General features: G+C 60.8%; 13 protein-coding genes. 4 read left to right on the top strand and 9 right to left on the bottom strand.

From position 1 onward, the window contains the following. The first annotated feature begins 172 nt into the window (after window positions 1-172). Window positions 173-1,924 carry a flavocytochrome c gene (locus Q0106_RS08985; RefSeq protein ID WP_297611806.1) on the top strand — a complete coding sequence of 584 codons (1,752 nt, stop codon included), beginning with the start codon at window positions 173-175 and terminating at the stop codon, window positions 1,922-1,924. 83 nt (window positions 1,925-2,007) lie between these two features. Here Q0106_RS08985 and Q0106_RS08980 read toward each other — a convergent pair whose 3' ends face one another. After that, window positions 2,008-3,084, bottom strand: a complete 1,077-nt coding sequence (locus Q0106_RS08980) for a hypothetical protein (RefSeq protein WP_297611803.1) — start codon at window positions 3,082-3,084, stop codon at window positions 2,008-2,010. A gap of 234 nt (window positions 3,085-3,318) precedes the next feature. Here Q0106_RS08980 and Q0106_RS08975 point away from each other — a divergent pair, with 234 nt between their 5' ends. Both Q0106_RS08975 and menC read left to right on the top strand, forming a co-directional pair. After that, entirely contained in the window at window positions 3,319-4,155 is an 837-nt protein-coding gene (locus Q0106_RS08975) for a MetQ/NlpA family ABC transporter substrate-binding protein (protein ID WP_297611800.1), read from the top strand. A gap of 58 nt (window positions 4,156-4,213) precedes the next feature. Then, window positions 4,214-5,338, top strand: a complete 1,125-nt coding sequence (gene menC / locus Q0106_RS08970) for an o-succinylbenzoate synthase (protein WP_297611797.1) — start codon at window positions 4,214-4,216, stop codon at window positions 5,336-5,338. On the opposite strand, the gene Q0106_RS08965 is transcribed toward menC, so the two are convergent. From Q0106_RS08965 to Q0106_RS08935, 7 genes are all read right to left on the bottom strand, one after another. After that, window positions 5,335-6,585, bottom strand: coding sequence for an alpha/beta fold hydrolase (locus Q0106_RS08965; protein ID WP_297611793.1), 1,251 nt, complete (start codon window positions 6,583-6,585; stop codon window positions 5,335-5,337). The genes menC and Q0106_RS08965 overlap by 4 nt on opposite strands. A 98-nt stretch (window positions 6,586-6,683) precedes the next feature. Beyond that, window positions 6,684-8,930, bottom strand: a complete 2,247-nt coding sequence (pflB, locus tag Q0106_RS08960) for a formate C-acetyltransferase (RefSeq protein WP_297611790.1) — start codon at window positions 8,928-8,930, stop codon at window positions 6,684-6,686. Window positions 8,931-8,990: 60 nt separating this feature from the next. Further along, entirely contained in the window at window positions 8,991-9,731 is a 741-nt protein-coding gene (gene pflA, locus Q0106_RS08955) for a pyruvate formate-lyase-activating protein (protein ID WP_297611787.1), read from the bottom strand. Between the two features lie 309 nt (window positions 9,732-10,040). Beyond that, window positions 10,041-10,787: an amino acid ABC transporter ATP-binding protein gene (locus Q0106_RS08950; protein WP_297611785.1), complete on the bottom strand. Its 747-nt coding sequence runs from the start codon at window positions 10,785-10,787 to the stop codon at window positions 10,041-10,043. Further along, the gene (locus tag Q0106_RS08945) at window positions 10,784-11,548 is read right to left on the bottom strand and encodes an amino acid ABC transporter permease (RefSeq protein ID WP_295488849.1); all 765 of its coding nucleotides are present in this window, start codon (window positions 11,546-11,548) and stop codon (window positions 10,784-10,786) included. The genes Q0106_RS08950 and Q0106_RS08945 overlap by 4 nt, the downstream gene beginning before the upstream one ends. A 157-nt stretch (window positions 11,549-11,705) precedes the next feature. Next, the gene (locus Q0106_RS08940; RefSeq protein WP_139688840.1) at window positions 11,706-12,476 is read right to left on the bottom strand and encodes a basic amino acid ABC transporter substrate-binding protein; all 771 of its coding nucleotides are present in this window, start codon (window positions 12,474-12,476) and stop codon (window positions 11,706-11,708) included. A 397-nt stretch (window positions 12,477-12,873) separates the two neighbouring features. Then, window positions 12,874-14,274, bottom strand: a complete 1,401-nt coding sequence (locus tag Q0106_RS08935; protein ID WP_297611782.1) for an MmgE/PrpD family protein — start codon at window positions 14,272-14,274, stop codon at window positions 12,874-12,876. 248 nt (window positions 14,275-14,522) lie between these two features. Here Q0106_RS08935 and Q0106_RS08930 point away from each other — a divergent pair, with 248 nt between their 5' ends. Beyond that, window positions 14,523-15,851 (top strand): anaerobic C4-dicarboxylate transporter family protein, encoded by a 1,329-nt coding sequence (locus Q0106_RS08930; RefSeq protein WP_297611780.1) that lies wholly within the window; start codon window positions 14,523-14,525, stop codon window positions 15,849-15,851. A 131-nt stretch (window positions 15,852-15,982) separates the two neighbouring features. Here Q0106_RS08930 and Q0106_RS08925 read toward each other — a convergent pair whose 3' ends face one another. After that, window positions 15,983-18,571, bottom strand: a complete 2,589-nt coding sequence (locus Q0106_RS08925; RefSeq protein WP_297611777.1) for a [protein-PII] uridylyltransferase — start codon at window positions 18,569-18,571, stop codon at window positions 15,983-15,985. Between the last annotated feature and the right edge of the window lie 71 nt (window positions 18,572-18,642).

The raw sequence follows: 18,642 nt of genomic DNA, 5'->3' as shown, positions 1-18,642 counted from the left end.
CAAGAAAATAGCGGGATTTTCCCGATTCTCACGACGAAGGGCTATAAGGAAGACATAAGGCCATGCCGCATTTCCGCGAAGAGGGAAGCATGCCTTTTTTCGACGTACACAATCAGGCACGGCTCTACCGGCCCGACTCCGGGAGTCGGACCACTCGATCAAGGAGAGACATATGAAAATTCAGCTTATCGCCGGCATCGTCTGCTCGATCTTTGCCGCTGCGGCTTCCGCTGCTCCGGTGACGACCGAAGGCACCGGTGTAGGCAAGCACGGCGACGTGACCGTTGCCGTCACTTTCGATAACGGGAAGATCCAGAACATCAAGGTCGTCAAGGAACAGGAAAACCCGGTTCTCGCGAAGAAGGTCTATACGGATCTGAAGGATCACATTCAGGCGACGAATTCCGTCGACATTGATGTGATCTCCGGCGCCACCTTCACGTCGAAGGGGCTTCTTGACGCTGTTGCCGATGCGGCCAAGAAGGCAGGCGTGACGCTCGGCAAGGCCGACCAGAAGGCGATCAAGAAAATCGCAAAGGATCTCCCGAAGAACGCGACCTATGACGTCGTCGTGATCGGCGCGGGCGGTGCGGGCTTCTCCGCGGCCATTGAAGCCAAGAACGCGGGCGCCTCCGTCGTGCTCCTTGAAAAGATGCCTGCCGTCGGCGGCAACTCCCTCATTTCGGGCGCAGAAATGAATGCCGCGAAGAACTGGGTTCAGCCCGTTCTCGGCATCACGGACGATTCGCCTGAACTCCACGCGAAGGACACGTACCTCGGCGGCGACAAGAAGGGCGACATGAAGGTGATCAACGTCATGACGGGCAATGCCCTCGACGCTGCGCTCTGGTGCCGCGACTATCTGGGCGTTCGCTTCGAGCCCGACAACCTCTTCTTCTTCGGCGGCCACAGCCGCAAGCGCGCTCTGATTCCGGTGGGCCATACCGGCACGGAATTCATTTCGAAGTTCCAGGCGAAGGCCGACGAACTCGGGATCCCGGTCATCACCAACATGAAGGCCGAGGAGCTCGTCAAGGATAAGGACGGCCGCGTTGTGGGCGTCAAGGCCACGATGGACGGCGCCGAATACACCTTCAATGCGAAGGGCGGCGTGGTTCTTGCAACCGGCGGCTTCGGCGCGAACCCGAAGATGGTCGAGCACTACAACCCGAAGATCGACTCGCGCTTCAAGACGACCGATGCTCCGGGCACCACGGGTGAAGCCCTCTACATGGCTCAGCGTGCGGGCGCCGAGCTCGTCAACATGCAGTACATCCAGACCTACCCGATCTGCGACCCGATTTCGGGCGTGATCGAGCTGATCGCGGATGCGCGCTTTGACGGCGCCATTATGCTGAACCAGGAAGGGAAGCGCTTCGTCGAGGAGCTCGGCCGCCGCGACGTCCTCTCCGAAGCCATCCTCGCGCAGACGGGCAACTACTGCTGGGTGCTCTGGAACGACAAGATCGGCGCAGTGTCGAACACCGTCAAGGAACACCCGACGGAATACGATGCCTTCACGAAGCAGGGCATCATGGCCACCTGCGATGACCTGAAGTGCATCGCCGACTTCACGAAGATCCCGTACGACTCGCTGAAGGGCACGGTTGACCGCGTCACCTCCATGGCGGGCAAAGGCAACGACAAGGACTTCCACCATCGTGCGGGCTTGGTCGACATGAGTCAGGGCAAGTACTACGTCATCAAGGCCGTTCCCTCGGTGCACCACACCATGGGCGGCGTGCGGATCAACGAGAAGGCCGAAGCCCTCACGGCTGACGGCAAGGTGATTCCGGGCCTCTGGGCTGCGGGCGAAGTGACGGGCGTCACGCACGGCACGAACCGCCTCGGCGGCAATGCCTACACGGACATCATCGTCTTCGGCCGCATTGCCGGCAAGGCTGCAGCTGAAGCCGCGAAGTAACCGACGCTCTCGAGAATCCTCCTCCGGGATACTTCTTTGAGGACTCTGGGCCGCGCTGCGAAGATTATTTTTCGCGGCGCGGCTTATTCTTTAAGCAAGCGGTTGACGCTCGGCCAGAAGCCGGATTTTTCGTCAAGGTAGAGATTCAACCCGATCTTCAGTGCAAGGTAGCCGGGACCTGTGAAGCGCCTCATGAGGCTCGGCTTCGCATCAAACTTTGCCGGATCGATGAGCTCCATTCGAATCGGATTCGTTAACGGGTCGTGATTGAGCCTTTCCGTGGGGCTCCCCGAAAACGGCGCATCCGGGTCTTCCTCCTCTTTGTCGTCGTCCGCGTCATCGCCTTTATATTCTTCTTTTGGAAGCAGCCGTGTTTTCCATGGAAAGAGCCTGAGCTCAGCCGCTGCGACGGGAGAGATCCCGTCGACAGGGGAAACGGCGAGAAGCCCCCGGGCGGCAATGCCGATCGTGAGCATCAGGGTTTCAAGCGCCTCCGGAGAAAGAACGTCGCTGCGGATAAGCACCGTGGTGGAAGACGCCTTGAAGAGAGGCTTCCCGCCGGCATTCATGTCGCAGTCGCCCCTGAGCACCAGGGCGCCGTAGAGTTCGGCGATGCCGAGCGCAAGTTCGAGGTCTTCACTGCTGCCCTCCGTGACGGCAATTTTCCAGATTCGGGGAAGGCGTTCCCCCTGAGGACGAAGGGCGGCGAAATCGAGCGGAAGATCGAAGGGAAGCATCAGCGCTTCCTCGCGGAGCTTCAGCACCTCTGCGTGATAGCGCTCCTTCCAGGCTTCAGCCATGCCGTTTCTTCGCGCGGCGTCGAGCTCGTCCTGAAGCGACTCGTACCGAAGGAGACAAAGCGCCGCGCGGGCGGCGAGAGAAAGTTTTCCCGCCTTCTCAAAGTCAACGGACACAAGGTCGGTCTTCTCCCGGAAGGCTTCTTGAGCGACAGCCGCAGCCGAGCGAACCGCTTTGCTTTTCTCTGACACAAGCTTCTCCGGCAAAGCGCTTTCGATAAAGACGAGAATATCCTTCTCCGCGGCGCCCGCCTTCGACAACCGTGCGATGCCGTCCGCGACGCCGTAAACCGAAATTCTGAGATCTTCCGGGTTGAACACGATGCGCTCGAGCGCCTTGCCGACGGGACTCTGCTTTCTCATTGAAGCCTCCTTTATTTCTCTCACAGGTTTCATGGTAAGGGCTCCTGCGTCGAAAAATGGCGCAGAAAAGCATCGGAAAGGCGAATTGAAGGGCCCGCAGAGAAGGAAAAATCGACTGAAGATCTGATCTTGGTTGTAATACCTGAGCGGCTTCCCCGCAGTGGAAGCCCTCCGCTCCATCCATAATCAATGAATCAATCACGAACTTCCATTATCTGGTTCAAGGAGATTCCCATGCAGCGGCGCACACTGATTGGTTCAACGCTATCCATTCTCTTTGCCTCGGCGCTTCTCGCCGGGTGCGGGGACAAGGCCGGGGACGCCGCAGGCGGCGCGGCTCCGGAAAAGAAGGAAATCACGCTCGGCGTGACCGCCGGGTCTTCTGAAGAGATCGCCGAACAGGTCGCGATCGTTGCCGCGAAGAAGGGCCTCACCATTCACGTGAAGACCTTCGGCGACTACATTGCGGTCGACACCGCGCTCGCTCAGGGCGACATCGACCTCAACGCCTTCCAGCACGAGCCCTATCTCGTCAACTTCAACGCCAAGAACAATACCGATCTCGTCGCGATCGCGAAGACCTATCTCGCGCCGATCGCGGGCTACTCGAAGCGCTGGAAGAGCGTGAACGAGGTGCCTGACGGCGCCACCGTGACGGTGCCGAACGACCCGACGAACGAAGGCCGCGCGCTCTATGAGCTCTCGCGCCTCGGGTGGATCAAGCTGAAGGAAGGCGTTTCGACGACGAAATTGACGCCCAACGACATCGTCGCGAACCCGAAGGGAATCAAGCTCGTGGAGCTTGAAGCCGCGCTTCTGCCGCGGTCGCTTGACGACACGGACGTCGCGATCATCAATGCGGGCTACGCGATCAGCGCGGGCCTCAACAGCCAGAAGGATTCGATCTTCGTTGAATCGACCGAAACGAGCCCCTACGTCAACATCATTGCGGCGAGGAAGGGCACGGAAAAGGATCCGGCTTATCTGAAGGCGGTTGAATCCTTCCGCTCGCCTGAGATCAAGGCCTTCATCGAGAAGACCTACAAGGGTTCGATCGTTCCCTCGTGGTAATCGGATGCTTCGCTTTTGAATCCCCGCTATTTCTTCGGACCATAAGGACACATCTTCCATGCGCATTGAAAAGGCCGTCATCCGTCAGATGAAGCTCCCCTTCAAGACGGGCTTCCGCACGAGCTTCGGCACGACCGTCGTCAAGGACTTTCTCCTCGTGGAGCTCTATGACGCCGAAGGGCGTCTCGGGCTCGGCGAATGCTCGGCCTTCATGCGTCCCTGGTACAACGAAGAGACGACGGTGGGCGCGCGCTATGTGATCCGTGAATTTCTCCTCTCCGAACTTCTCCGGGCGGAAGAGATTGCGTCGCCCGAGGCGTTTTTCGATCAGACGGCGTGGATCCGCAGAAACCGCATGGCGAGGTCCGCGGTCGACTGCGCGCTCTGGGACCTCTGGAGCCGCGAAGAGGGCATTCCGGAGTGGCGCGCGCTCGGCGGCACCAAGAATGTGATTGAGTCCGGCGTATCGCTCGGCATTGAAAAGTCGCCGGCGGAACTCCTCAGGACCATCGAAAAGTATCTTGCTCAGGGCTACCGGCGCGTCAAATGCAAGATTGCGCCCGGCTACGACCTCGAATACCTGCGCGCGGCAAGGCGCGAATTCGGCAATATCATGCTGATGGCGGACGCGAATTCGGCCTATACGCTCGACGACATCGACACCTTCCGCGCGATGGACGAGCTTGATCTCCTCATGATCGAGCAGCCGCTCGCGAGCGACGACATCGTCGACCATCGTCATCTGCAGGCGGCGATCCGCACGCCCGTGTGCCTTGACGAAAGCGTCGACTCGGTCGACGACGCAAGGCGCGCGATTGAGCTCGGAAGCTGCCGGGTCATCAACATCAAGGTGGCGCGCGTGGGCGGCCTCACGGAAGCGCGCCGCATTCAGGAATTTGCCGCCCGCCATGACGTCGGCTGCTGGTGCGGCGGGATGGTGGATGCGGGGGTCGCCCGCGGGCACAACATTGCCGTCGCGACCCTTCCCAACTACGTCTACCCGAACGACATTCCGTCGTCAGACCGCTACTACGCCGACGACCTGGTGACGCCCTCGACCTTCATCGACTGTGAGGCTCATATCACCGCGTCCGAACGTCCGGGCACGGGGTTCGAGCCTGACTGGGCGGTGATCGAAAGGCATACGGTTGAAAAGGAAGTCCTCACGCGGGACGACTTCTAACCGTTCATCACAGAGAGGATGTCCTTCTCCTGATCCGTAAACCAGGGGTTGAACGTCAGGCGAGCAGTCACTCCGGTACGCTTCTTATCGCCCCAGGCGCCGTAATGGATGTCCTTTGCGGGGATCCCGCGGCAGGTGGTGGTGGAAGTGCGGTCATCGCCCAGCCGGCAGAGGCGGTTCAGGCCCTCCTTTCCGTACTGGGGGTTCTCCGGCGAATAGAGAAGCCCCATGTGCGAGAAGCTCGTGATGTTTTCATCCGGAAGATAGTCGCTTCTCACGACGACCCGCGGGTCGTTGCCGGAGAGCTCCGACGCGGTCGATTGACTCCCGTACCAGAGAATGCGCGTTCGCGGGTTCGTGAAGCGCTTCGGGAATGTTTCCAGAAGCGCCTGCGTATTCACGACCGAGTCGTGCTCGCTCATCATGATGACGGCAGGGCGGTCAAAGGGCTTCCGCAGGAGTGCGGCTTCGGCGCTTCGCATCGTGTCGACGAAGGCGGCAAGCGCCTGAACGGGAACGATCGTGTATCTGAAGGGCGTTTGTCCGCCCATCATGGAATCCTCGGGTTCCCTCAGCCAGTTGATGAAGGGCGCGAGAATCGGCGCCATGAAGGCGAGATGCGTGCGCACCTCCACCGCGGGAGAAAAGAGAACGAGCCCCGAGATCCATTCATGGCGGGAAGCGAATTCAATCGCGAGATTGCAGCCCGTCGAGAAGCCCCCGAGCCAGACTTCCGTTTTCTCTCCCGGATGGAGCGTCTTCAGGTCCCTGTCAAGGATTTCGGCCTGCTCGCGCACCACCCGGCGCCAGTCGTCCGCCGTGGGTTCGAGCATGTCTTCCGGCCGCGTGCCGCAGCCCGGAAGAAGCACCGTCCGCACGAGCCAGCCGGCATTTGCGTAGGTGCGAGCCTGATCAACGAAGCTCCAGGGCGAGTCGCCGAGGCCGTGAATGAGAAGAATGCCGCGGGTGCCGACGGCGCCGCCCAAGGGAAGGGTTTCCGAGGGCGTGTTCCAGCGAAGTTCCGCCGCAGGGTCGTCGGATACGAACTTCCGGCGGGCATTCACCCAGGCGCGGGTTTCGGCTGCGTAGGCAGCGAAGGACGTCTGCCCCAGGGGCTGAACACCGGCGACTTCCGCCCTCGGCGACGTCGCGCAGGAGGCGAGCGACGCCGTAAGCGGAAGGGCTGCGAGGACAAGGGCGCCGCCTAAAAGTCGGCGCCGGGAGAGCAGAGGACGGGAGGAAGGCATTCTTTTCATGATGCAGAAAAGAATAACGGGCCGGAAGGATTCCGGCCCGCTCCAATTACGTCAAAAAGTTGCGCAATTCAATCAAAGGAAGGCGTTGATTACATCTGGCGGTGGCAGGTGCGCGCAATCACGTCGAGCTGCTGCTCGCGCGTGAGGTCGATGAACTTCACCGCGTAGCCCGAGACGCGGATCGTGAAGTTCGCGTATTCGGGCTTCTCGGGATGCTCCATCGCATCAATGAGCTTGTCGGTGCCGAAGACATTGACGTTCAGATGGTGCGCGCCCTGGGCGAAATAGCCGTCCATCACGGAGACCAGGTTTTCAGCGCGTTCGTCAAGCGAATGGCCGAGCGCGTCTGGGCTGATCGTCTGGGTGTTGGAAATGCCGTCGAGCGCATACTCGTAGGGGAGCTTCGCGACGGAATTGAGCGACGCCAGAAGGCCGTTCTTTTCCGCGCCGTAGCTCGGGTTCGCGCCGGGCGAGAGCGGTTCGCCCGCCTTTCTGCCGTCCGGGAGCGACCCCGTGGCCTTCCCGTAGACCACGTTCGACGTGATCGTGAGGATCGAGGTCGTGGGTTCGGAATGGCGGTAGGTCGGGTAGTGGCGAACCTTTTCAATGAAGGTTCTGAGAAGCCACACGGCAAGTTCGTCCGCGCGCTCGTCGTCGTTGCCGTAGCGCGGGAAGTCGCCCTCGACCTCGAAGTCGACCGCGACGCCCTTGTCGTTGCGGATGGGCTTCACCTTCGCGTACTTGATGGCGCAGAGGGAGTCGACGACGTGCGAGAAGCCGGCGATGCCTGTCGCGAACGTGCGGCGGACGTCGGTATCGATGAGCGCGAGCTCGGCGGCTTCGTAGAAGTACTTGTCGTGCATGTAGTGAATGAGGTTGAGCGTATTCACGTAAATGCCGGCAAGCCACTCCATCATGGGGTCGAAGCGCGCCATGACCTCGTCGTAGTCGAGGAATTCAGACGTGATCGGACGATAGGCCGGACCCACCTGGGCGCCCGACTTTTCGTCGACGCCGCCGTTGATGGCGTAGAGCATGCACTTGGCGAGGTTCGCGCGGGCGCCGAAGAACTGCATTTCCTTGCCGGTTTCCGTCGCCGAGACGCAGCAGCAGATCGAGTAGTCGTCGCCCCAGACCGGACGCATGACGTCGTCGTTCTCGTACTGGACGCTCGAGGTGAGGCAGGAGATCTTTGCGGCATAGCGGCGGAAGGCTTCCGGAAGGGCCTTGGTGTAGAGCACCGTCAGGTTGGGTTCGGGGGCCGGATCCATGTTTTCGAGGGTATGGAGGAAGCGGAAGTCCGTCTTCGTCACCATCGGGCGGCCGTCCATACCGATGCCCGCCATCTCAAGCGTCGCCCAGACCGGGTCGCCCGAGAAGAGCTGGTTGTATTCCGGAATGCGGGCGAACTTCACCATGCGGAACTTCATGACGAGGTGGTCGATGAGTTCCTGGGCTTCGGTTTCCGTGAGCGTCCCTTCCTTCAGGTCGCGCTCGAGATAGATGTCGAGGAAGGTCGAGATGCGGCCCACCGACATCGCGGCGCCGTTCTGCGTGCGGATGGCGGCGAGGTAGCCGAAGTAGAGCCACTGCACGGCTTCGCGGGCGTTCACCGCGGGCTTTGAGATGTCGAATCCGTAGCTCTTCGCGAGCTCCTTCATCGCCATGAGGGCGCGGATCTGTTCGCTGATTTCCTCGCGCTGGCGGATGACTTCGTCGCTCATCATCCCGCAGCCGCAGTTCTTCAGATCGCGCTTCTTTTCAGCGATCAGATGGTCGATGCCGTAGAGCGCGACGCGGCGGTAGTCGCCCACGATGCGGCCGCGCCCGTAGGTGTCGGGCAGCCCCGTGATGATCTTATTTTTTCGCGCCGCACGCATTTCGGGCGTATAGGCGTCGTAGACGCCCTGATTGTGCGTCTTGCGGTATTCGTTGAAGATCTGATCGAACTTCGCGTTGGGTTCGTACCCGTAGGTGCGGCAGGCTTCCTGAGCCATGCGGATGCCGCCGTAGGGCATGAAGGCGCGCTTCAGGGGCTTGTCGGTCTGGATGCCCACCACCTTCTCGAGGTCCTTGAGCTCCGGATCAATGTAGGCCGCCGGGTAGGCCGTGATCGAGGAGACGATTTCGGTCTCCATATCGAGGACGCCGCCCTTCGCGCGTTCTTCCTTCTGGAGTTCGGAGAGTCGTCCCCAGAGCTTCTGCGTTGCTTCCGTGGGGCCCGCGAGGAAGTCGCTTCCGCCCGCATAAGGGGTGTAGTTGTTCTGAATGAAGTCGCGGACGTTTATGTCGCGCTTCCAGTGCGTGCCCGTAAAGGTGCGCCAGGCTTCAGTCATGGTGGAACTCCTATGAATTAAAAAGAGAAATTAAAAAACTGGGGAAATCGGTACTGGTGTTCAAAGGCTTTTTGCCGCGCATCCGAGAATGCGCTCGGCATTGAGGATGCGTTCCTTCGACGGGGGCGGGAGGCCCTTCGTGCGGCAGGGAATGCCGAGCGCCTCCCACTTGGGTTCGGCAAAGCTGTGAAAGGGAAGAACCTCGACGCGCTCGACGTTGTCGAGCGTCTGAATGAAGCCGGAGAGGGCCTTCAGAGCCTCATCCTCGTCCGTCCAGTCGGGCACGAGCACGTGCCGGATCCAGACGGGCTTCTTCTTTTCCGAGAGATAGCGCGCGAAGTCGAGAATGGTTTCGTTCGTGAAGCCCGTGAGCTTTTTGTGGGCGTCGGGGCGGATGTGCTTGATGTCGAGAAGCACGAGGTCGGTGACGGCCATCAGGCGCTCGAACCCGGCGAGATTTTCAGGGTCGCGCGTAAAGGGCAGTCCGCTCGTGTCGATCGTGGTCGAGACGCCCGCGCGCTTCGCTTTCTCAAAAAGCTCCGTCACGAACTCCATCTGCAGCAAGGGCTCCCCGCCGCTCACGGTAATGCCGCCCTTTTCGCCCCAGTAAGGACGGTAGCGGAGCGCCCGTTCGAGGACTTCATCGGGCGAAACAATTCGCCCCGTCTGAATGCGCCAGGTATCCGGATTGTGGCAGTAGACGCAGCGCATCCGGCAGCCCTGCACGAAGACGACGAACCGCACTCCTGGTCCGTCGACGGATCCGAATGTTTCGTAAGAATGAATGCGGCCGGTAGTCATGGCGGGTGAAGAGATCCTCTGTCGGTCGGGTTCATGGGGTACTTCCCTAGGGGGAAGCCCTCGATTTCGAGCATTCCTTACTCTAAGCGAAGGGAAGCCGTAAGTCATCATTCCTTTGGATGAGAAGGACAACGAAAACGAAAGCAAAGACTACTGAATTCAAGCCTTTCCTGAGGAAAAATGGACTGAGGACGGCGCCGTCCCAATGTATACGAGCCTTGCGGGAGTTACAGTCAAAGAAAAGCCCGCGGAGCCGAAGAGGCATTTCCGCGGGCTGATAGGAAATATCGATTTGTTGAATAGCTTTTATCAAAGAACGCGCGCGAGGAAGGATTTCGTGCGCTCTTCCTTCGGCGCCACGAGGATCTCTTCGGGAGAGCCCTCTTCGACGATGCGGCCGCCGTCCATGAAGACCACGCGGTCGGCGACTTCGCGCGCGAAGCCGATTTCGTGCGTGACGACGATCATCGTCATGCCGGAGTCGGCGAGGCGCTTCATGACGGAGAGCACTTCGCCCACGAGTTCGGGGTCGAGCGCCGAGGTGGGTTCGTCAAAGAGCATCACCTTGGGCTCCATTGCGAGCGCGCGGGCAATCGCGACGCGCTGCTGCTGGCCGCCTGAGAGGCTCGCCGGATAGTCGTTCGCCTTTTCAAGGAGCCCGACGCTTTTGAGGAGCTCAAGGGCCTTTCTGCGGGCCGGTTCCTCGGCGACCTTGAGAACGATCTGCTGCGCGAGCATCACGTTTTCAACGACCGTCTTGTGGGGCCAGAGGTTGAAGCGCTGGAAGACCATGCCGAGATGTTCGCGCACCTTGTTGAGATTCGTCTTCGGGTTCGTCACCTCGACGCCGTTCACGAAGATCTTGCCCGAGGTCGGAACCTCGAGCTCGTTGATGCAGCGGAGCATCGTGGACTTGCCCGACCCCGAGGGACCGAGGACCACGACCTTTTCGCCCGGACGGACGGAAAGGTTGATGCCGTCCAAGACCACGTGATCGCCGAAGGCCTTCTTCAGGTTCTGAATCTCGACGATGGCGTTTTTGTTTTCTTCACTCATGACGTGCTCCCAAGACCGTTGTCGCCGCGACCGAGCCTCGCTTCAAGGCGGCGGATGCCCCAGGCGAGAAGAAGCGTCATCACCCAGTAGACGCAGGAAATCGTAATGTAGGGCTCCCAGTAGCGGGCGGAGGCGCCGGCCACCGTACGGGCGGCGTAGGCGAGTTCGGCGAGACCGATCGCAGAGACGAGGGACGAATCCTTCAGAATGGCGATCGCGTTGTTGCCGAGCGCCGGGAGCATCCGGCGGAAGGCCTGCGGCAGGATGATCTTGCGCATCGCCTGGAAGTAGGTCATGCCGAGCGAGCGGGCGGACTCCATCTGCCCCTTGTCGAGGGACTGGATGCCGGCGCGGAAGATTTCGCACATGTAGGCGCCGGAATTCAAAGTGATCGCGCAGATGCCGGCGAGCATGGCGCCGTAGTTGGCGCGGATTTCACGCGCAAGCGCACCGTCGATCAGAAGGCCGTCGACCGGATGAATGAAGATCGGGAGCACCGCGAAGTGCATGAGGAAGATCTGCACGAAGAGTGGCGTTCCGCGAAAGAAGCTCACGTAGACCGCGATCGGCCAGCGCACGCCGAAATGAAGGAACGACTTTGCGGGTTCGTAGCGCGCGGAGGCGAGGCGCCCCATGCCGAGGAGCGTGCCGAGAATCATGCCGAGGAAGACGCAGATCACGGTGATCTGAACGGTCATCCAGGCGCCGTGCACGAAGAGCGGCCAGTATTCAACAATGACGTCGGAATGAAAACCAAACATTGAGGGTCCGTTTATAGAAACGCGCCGGCGTCCATCTTGTGAGGACGCCGACGTGGTTTGGAAAAAGCTTTTGAGCGGGGAGGGAAGGAGGCGAGCCGCTTCTCAAAACCTCGGCGGCTTGGGGAATCCTTCCCTTCAGGCAATCAGATCAGGCAGATCAGCGGGGAAGCTTCGGAGCGTCCGTGCCGAACCACTTCTGATAGACCTTGTTGTAGGCGCCCGAGGAAATGGCCTTTTCGAGGCCGTTGTTCACGTCGTTCAGGACCTTCGTGTTGCCCTTTCTCACGCCGATGCCGAAGTATTGTTCGGCAAAGCCCGGATCGCGGCACTGGTTGAACTTCTTCTCAGGATTCTGCTTCACGTACCACTGCAGAACGCCCACGTCGCCGATCATCGCGTCGACGCCGCCATTGGCGAGCTCTTCAAGCGCGAGGGGCGTGTTGTCGAAGCGGCGGATGTTGGTCGAGGCCTTGCCGAATTCCTGCGAGGCGGCAATGTCGCCGGCGGACGCATTGACCACGGCAATGAGCTTGCCCTTCAGATCCTTCAGGCTCGTAATCTTGAGGTTCGAATTCGTGAGGATGAGCTGGTGGGCGAGGAAGTAGGGATGCGAGAAGTCGACGGCTTCCTTGCGCTTCTCCGTGATCGTGATGCCCGACATGACGATGTCGCGGTCGCCGTTGTTGAGGCCGGCGAAGATGCCGTCCCACGGCGTATTGATGAATTCAACTTCGAAGCCGCCCGCCTTGGCGATTTCCTTCATGAGGTCCACGTCGAAGCCGACGAGCTCCTTATTGGGCGTTTCGTATTCGAAGGGTCGGTAGGTCGCACCCGTGCCGACCGTGTAGGTCGCGGCGCTGGCGATGCCGGCGGCGAGGGCGGCAGAGAAGAAAGCGGCTGCAAAGACGGCTTTGGTCTTCAGAGACATGTTCTTAGTACTCCGGAAAAATGCGTGTGCGGATGCGGACGCACGGAAGGAAAGTTGAAAAATACCGGCCGTGATTGTGGGCGTTTTGTTCCGCGCGCGTAAAGGTCTGGCGGGCAAAGAATAGAGGGTTTTATGAGCTAACCGAGGTTCTCTACGAAAAGAAGGTTAGTTGCCGACAATTGTCGACAAATAAGGAGAATTGATTTGCAAGTTTGCTGTCGCCAAAAGTCAGTCTTTACTAGTTTTGAAGGACAAAGGAAGGTTGTGCTGGAGTTGGTGTTTTTTATGGTTTGAGAGAGCGTTAACACGAGAGGGAGCTCTCTGCGCCGTCCGGAAAAAGAGGGCGGATTAACCGGTCTGCCCGGCTAATCCGCCTTTCATCAGAAAATGGAGTCGATTAGGCTGCGAAGCGCTCGCGCGTCTTCGGGGCGGCTGCGAGAAGGCTCACGATCTCTGTGCGGAAGTCATTCACTTCGTCGAGCGCCATCAGGCGGCGGGCGAGCTCGGCAGAATCCACTTCAAAAAGCACCATTTCCGTTACGGACCGGAATTTTCTGAGGAGTGCCTCGTCGGTCACCGGATTCGTGGGGGCACCCAGGGGCATCGGGACGCGTTCCTCCCAGCTGCGGCCGTCCGCAAGGGTCACCCGCACGATGGGTTCGTCGTCGTCCTTCTGAGAGGGATCAATTTCAAAGCGGATTCGCTTCATCATCTCTGCAACTCTCGGATCCTCGCGGCGGCTTCTTGCAAAGGACGCGAGACTTGCCGAACCGAACACGAGGTCGGCTGCGACGCTGTAGGGAATCGAAAGCTGCGCCGCGTTCATCGGGTGAATGGCAAACTTGCCGCACATGCCGTGCACGAATGGATTGATGATGACGAGAATTTCCTTGATCTCATCAGCCTTGAAACCGTGCTTGGCCATCAGATTGTCGACCGCGTCGATTGAAGAGTGCGTTGACCGGCAGGAAGCGTGGGGCTTGATGGAGACGCGCGCGAGCTTCCAGTTAGTCCCGAGGTCCCTCAACCACGCATCGGGGTCGGAAGACGTGGGCGCAAAGCTCTTGTTGAAGCCGCCCCAGACTTCCTCAAAAACCATGGATGGGCCGGTGAAGCCCTGCCTCGCGAGGACGGCGCTCATGAGGCCGCCCCAGGCGGCGTGCCCGGCATGAAGGCGCTTATTCTGAGCTCCATCGTGGACGCAGGACCAGAGCCCGGATGCAAAGGAGCTTGCGAGCCCGAGCGCCATCTCTGTCTGGCGGTCATCGAGCTCAAGAATTTTTGCGGCTGCCGCAGCGGCGCCGAAGGGGCCGCACGTGCCGGTTGAATGGAAGCCTGCGCCGTTATGCGCTTCATATGCGCCGCAGGCTTCAAGAGCGCGGCGGGCAACGTCGTAGCCGAGAACGACGGCAGTAATGAATTCCCGGCCCGTCACCTTGCGCCCGGAGAGTTCGGCAGCCGCCACGGCCGCCGGGACGACGACGGCGCCCGAGTGGTCGCACCCGCCCGTGTCGTCAAGCTCGAAGGCGTGAGAAGCCGTGCCGTTGATGAGCGCGGCGTTCAGCGGGGAAACCGTTTCGCCGGCGCCCCAGAGGGAGGCTCTTCCTTCGCCCGCTTCCCGAAGGGTTTTGAGAAGAAGCTGGGGTTCGGGCGCAATTGCGCCCGCAATGCCCGCTCCGATGCTGTCGAGGATGTGCCTCACGGCTTTTTCGGCAATCGGGCGGGGCAGGTCGTCATAGGTCGTATTGACGACGAAGCGCGCGAGCTTCGCACTTTTGGTTTCAGTTATTTCTGTCATGGTTCAGGTCTCGGAGTAGAGATTTTTTGCGATGTGAATGGTACGACGGATGTGATTTGCTGCCCCTGAAGATGCACGGGCGGTACATCAAATATGGGTAATGGAATTCACTGCTTCAGGTGCCGATGCAAGCCATGTCAAAACGATGTATTCATCTCTAAAATCTGCCCGTTTCCCGTGCGCTGTTCACATTGGATGTTTTGGACAGCGCTTCTCTCATTCAGAAATTCCCTCTTACCACCATGGAAATGGATCTTTCTTTCTGGCTGCAGCTTGCGGTCGTGCTCGTCTGCGTCGCCATCGGCGGCAGACTGGGCGGCGTGGGCCTTGGCGCCGCGGGCGGTCTCGGCGTCTGCATTCTCGTTCTCGGCATGGGCATTCAGCCGGGTTCGCCTCCGGTCTCGGTCCTACTCATCATTACGGCGGTGATCGCCTGCACGTCCGTGCTTCAGGGCTCGGGCGGCCTCGACCTGCTTGTGCGCTGGGCGGAAAAGCTCCTTCGCAAGTGGCCGCGCGCAATTACCTTCGTGGGGCCGCTCGTCTGTTCCTTCTTCGTGATGCTGGTCGGCACGGCCTATGTCGCCTTCGCGGTCTACCCGGTGGTGGCTGAAGTGGCGGCGTCAGCCAAGGTTCGTCCAGAGCGCGCGGTTTCCGCATCCGTCATCTGCGCCGGCATCGGGGTGATGGCTTCTCCCATGTCGGCCGCCATGGCTGCAATGGTGGGCATCATGGCGATGCAGGGCATTGCCTTCTGGCAGATTCTCGCCTGCACGGTTCCGACCTTCATTCTCACGGTCCTCGTGACGGCGCTCTCCGTCTTCTGGCGCGGCTGCGAGCTTGAGGACGATCCGGAATTCAAGCGCCGTCTCGCGAACGGCGACTACCAGTGGCTCGCCGGTGTCAACGCCACGCAGAAGTATGAGGAGAAGCCTTTCGCCCGCCGCGCTGTGGCGATCTTTCTGATCGGCATTCTCGTCTCGATCTGCATGGGCTCCATCCCCGGCCTTCGTCCGGCCTGGGAAGCCGCGGGCAAGGTCTCGCAGCTCCCGATCCCGTCGCTCATCCAGATGGTGATGCTCGCCACGGCCTTCTTCATCATCCTCCTCTGCCGCGTGCCGCCTGAAAAATTTGCCTCCGGCTCCGTCTTCCGTTCGGGCCTCATCGGCGTTGTCGGCGTCTTCGGCATTGCATGGTGCACGGGCACCTTCTTCGACCTTCACACGAAGCTTCTCGCCGACGTCTTCTCGAGCCTCGCAAAGGACGCGCCCTTCGTCTTCTGCCTCGCCGCCTTCTGCGCCTCGAGCGTCATCTTCTCGCCCACGGTCTCGACCACGATCATGATGCCGCTCGGCCTCAAGTTCGGGCTTCCGCCGGAATTTCTCATTGGCACCTGGGCCTGCTGCTTCGGCGACTTCATGATCCCGGGCGGCGCTCAGATCGGCTGCACGGCCTTCGACCGCACGGGGACGACGAAGCTCGGCTCTTTCGTCATCAACCATTCGTACCTGCGCCCGGGGCTCGTCTTCGTGGTGAGCGGCACGATCATCGGCTGGTGCATTTCGAAGATCGTTTTCTAAAACGACATCGCTCCCGGGAAAGCGTCGCTTACGACGCTTTTCCCGCGAAAAGAGAAAAGGCCGGAGTTCCTCTGCGGGAGTTCCGGCCTTTCTTTTGGGTGAGCGCTGAAGGTGCTTCTCTCTCTCCTCTCTCAGCCCTTCTGCGGGAGGAGCGCTTCAATGAGCTCTGCCTCAAAGGCAAGGAGGAGGCTGTCCTCATGAAGCGCTGCCCCGTCGATCAAGAAGACGTCCTCGGCGCGTTCGCCAAGCGTCGCAATCTTCGCGGTCTGCAGGTTGACGCTGTATTTGGCAAGCACCTGCGAGATCGCATATAGAAGCCCGATTCTGTCCGTGCCGACGAGATTCAGAATGAAGGCGCGGTGCGATTCGTCCGGGTGAATATTGACGCTCGGGCGCGTGGGAAAGTGCCTCGAGCGGCGCGAGAGCCGGGCCTTGGGCGCGGGCGGGAGCGGCTTCTCGTCGATCAATGCGGCGGCGAGGCTCTTCTCCATCTGCGCGAGCTTCTCAGGCGTGTCGAACCGCCCGAAGGCGTCGGCCACGAGGAACGTGTCGAGCGCCCAGCCGTGGCGCGTGGTGTGCACGCGTGCGTCGACGACCGAGAGCGAATTCTTCCCGAACCAGGCGACGGACCGGAGGAAGAGGTCCTTTCTGTCGCGCAGGTAGAGGAGAATCGTGAGGCTTTCGGTCGTGGCATTCCGCTTCACGCGCACGATGGGCGTCGGGTCCATGACGTGGAGCGAGAGCATCTCGGTGTGCCAGGCGATCTCCTCGCTCGTATGACGCATGAAGTAGACGAGGTCGAGTTCGCGCCAGAGGCGATTGCGGGCCTCGTCGGAAACGCGGCCGTGCAGGAGTTCGACCGCTTCGCGGCGCCGCCTTTCGGCGACGTCGGCGAGCGTGGCCTCGCCCCCGGTGCCGACGATCCGGTCGAGCGCGGCATGGTAGAGGTTCTCGAGAAGCGCCGCCTTCCAGGGCGTCCATACCTTGGGCGAGGTCGCGCGGATGTCGGCGACGGTGAGAAGGTAGAGGGCGTCGAGCCGCTCCTTCGTCCCAACGAGGCGGATGAAGCGCTCGACCACCTCCGGGTCGGAGATGTCTTCCTTCTGCGCAACGCGGCTCATGACGAGGTGCTCGCGCACGAGGAAGGTGATGAAGCCCGTATCTTCCTCTGAGAGCCCGAAGCGGCGGCAGAAAAGCTCCGCCTTCTCCGCGCCGATGATTTCATGGCCGCCCCCGAGGCCCTTCCCGATATCGTGAAAGAGCCCGGCAATGAGAAGCCTCCACGAATCGGGCAGCGCCGTCATGAGCTGCGTGCAGAGCGGGTACTCGTGGGCGTGCTCGGAGCGGCGGAAGCGGCAGAGGTTCTTGACGACGAGAATCGTGTGCTGGTCGACCGTGAAGATGTGGTAGAGGTCGTGCTGCATCTGGCCGACGACATGCCGGAAAGCGGGCAGCATGCGGGAGAGAATCCCCCAGGCATTCATCATGGCGAGCGCATCGTCCGCGCCTTTTTCAAGCTTGATGATGTCGAGGAAGGTCTTCTGGTTTTCCGGATCCTCGCGGTAGGCGACGCCGATCTTCGGGGTCGCGTGCCAGAGGGCGCGCAGGAGCCGCGTGGAGAAGCGGGTGAGCTCGGGGTGAAGCGCAAAGACGAGGAAGGTTCTGAGAATCGCCTTCGGGTCCTTTTCGTAGACATCGTCCCCGGCAATGTCCATTTCGTCGCCGAGCGCGAGAAAGTCGGCGCTGAGGCGCACGGGCGTAGCAAGGGCAGAGCCTCCGACGAGACGGTCCGAGATCGTCTGGAGCTGGATGATTGACATCTGAACGACCGACTTCGCATTCCAGTAGTAGCGCTTCATGAGGGCTTCGGACGCCCGCATGAGGCCCGTCGCCTTGTAGCCGAGCCGGGCGGCAAGCGCTTCCTGAACGTCAAAGAGAAGCCGGTTCTCGTCGCGGTTCGTGAGGAGATGGAGCTCGATTCTGAGCTTCGCGAGGAAGCGGAAGCACTCCTCGATCGTATGCATCTCGCGCTCGGTAATGAGGTCCGCGTCCTTCATGCCCTGAAGGCTGTCTGCGAGGCCGGCCGCACGGGCGCACCAGAGAAAGACCTGAAGGTCTCTGAGGCCCCCGGGCGACTCCTTGAGGTTGGGTTCGAGGGCGTAGGGCGTATCTTCGTACTTCTGGTGCCTGCGGCGGAGTTCGAGCATCTTGTCGCGAAAGAAAGCCCGGGCGTCGAGGCTCGCGAAGAAGTCGTCGCGGGATTCGTCGTAGAGCTTTCGTTCGCCCCAGAGGAAGCGGCTTTCGAGATACGTGGTCGCAATCGAGACGTCTTCGGCCGCTTCCGCCGTGAATTCCTTTTCCGTTCTCACGGCCGCACCCACGGTGAGGCCGAGCTCCCAGAGCGCGGCGAGGAAGGCCGAAATCCTTGCCTTCGTCTCCTCGTCCTCTCCCCGGTCGTCTGAAAGGAGAACGAGGAGATCGATATCGGAGTGGGGGAAAAGTTCTCTCCGGCCGTAGCCGCCCACGGCGGCGAGCGCGAGCCCGCCGGAGGGAAGCTCCGCAAGGCCCCCGAGCGCGAGGACGGCGCGGTCGAGCGCGGCGCTGTGCGCGTTGAGGCACGCTTCCGTGTCGTGCGATTCATGCCAGGCGTCGGCAATGCGCGCGCGGTCTTCCTTAAAGCGCTCGACGACGGCGCTCAGCTTTTCCGGACTGATTTCCATGGCGACCGGGACTCCGCAGAAAGAAACGAGGAAATGAAAAGGCGGTCCGCATGAACCGGCGCAAGCTGCCG

Source organism: uncultured Sutterella sp. (genome assembly GCF_937923675.1).
In the GTDB taxonomy this organism is placed as follows: Bacteria; Pseudomonadota; Gammaproteobacteria; order Burkholderiales; family Burkholderiaceae_F; genus Sutterella.
Note: the sequence above shows the minus strand (reverse complement) of the source record. Positions and strands in the feature narration are given on the sequence as shown.

Bases quoted from the DNA above. Each gene is read 5' to 3' on its own strand.
- Q0106_RS08985 (WP_297611806.1), top strand. From the start codon at position 173: ATGAAAATTCAGCTTATCGCCGGCATCGTCTGCTCGATCTTTGCCGCT.
- Q0106_RS08980 (WP_297611803.1), bottom strand. From the start codon at position 3,084: ATGAGAAAGCAGAGTCCCGTCGGCAAGGCGCTCGAGCGCATCGTGTTC.
- Q0106_RS08975 (WP_297611800.1), top strand. From the start codon at position 3,319: ATGCAGCGGCGCACACTGATTGGTTCAACGCTATCCATTCTCTTTGCC.
- menC (WP_297611797.1), top strand. From the start codon at position 4,214: ATGCGCATTGAAAAGGCCGTCATCCGTCAGATGAAGCTCCCCTTCAAG.
- Q0106_RS08965 (WP_297611793.1), bottom strand. From the start codon at position 6,585: ATGCCTTCCTCCCGTCCTCTGCTCTCCCGGCGCCGACTTTTAGGCGGC.
- pflB (WP_297611790.1), bottom strand. From the start codon at position 8,930: ATGACTGAAGCCTGGCGCACCTTTACGGGCACGCACTGGAAGCGCGAC.
- pflA (WP_297611787.1), bottom strand. From the start codon at position 9,731: ATGACTACCGGCCGCATTCATTCTTACGAAACATTCGGATCCGTCGAC.
- Q0106_RS08950 (WP_297611785.1), bottom strand. From the start codon at position 10,787: ATGAGTGAAGAAAACAAAAACGCCATCGTCGAGATTCAGAACCTGAAG.
- Q0106_RS08945 (WP_295488849.1), bottom strand. From the start codon at position 11,548: ATGTTTGGTTTTCATTCCGACGTCATTGTTGAATACTGGCCGCTCTTC.
- Q0106_RS08940 (WP_139688840.1), bottom strand. From the start codon at position 12,476: ATGTCTCTGAAGACCAAAGCCGTCTTTGCAGCCGCTTTCTTCTCTGCC.
- Q0106_RS08935 (WP_297611782.1), bottom strand. From the start codon at position 14,274: ATGACAGAAATAACTGAAACCAAAAGTGCGAAGCTCGCGCGCTTCGTC.
- Q0106_RS08930 (WP_297611780.1), top strand. From the start codon at position 14,523: ATGGATCTTTCTTTCTGGCTGCAGCTTGCGGTCGTGCTCGTCTGCGTC.
- Q0106_RS08925 (WP_297611777.1), bottom strand. From the start codon at position 18,571: ATGGAAATCAGTCCGGAAAAGCTGAGCGCCGTCGTCGAGCGCTTTAAG.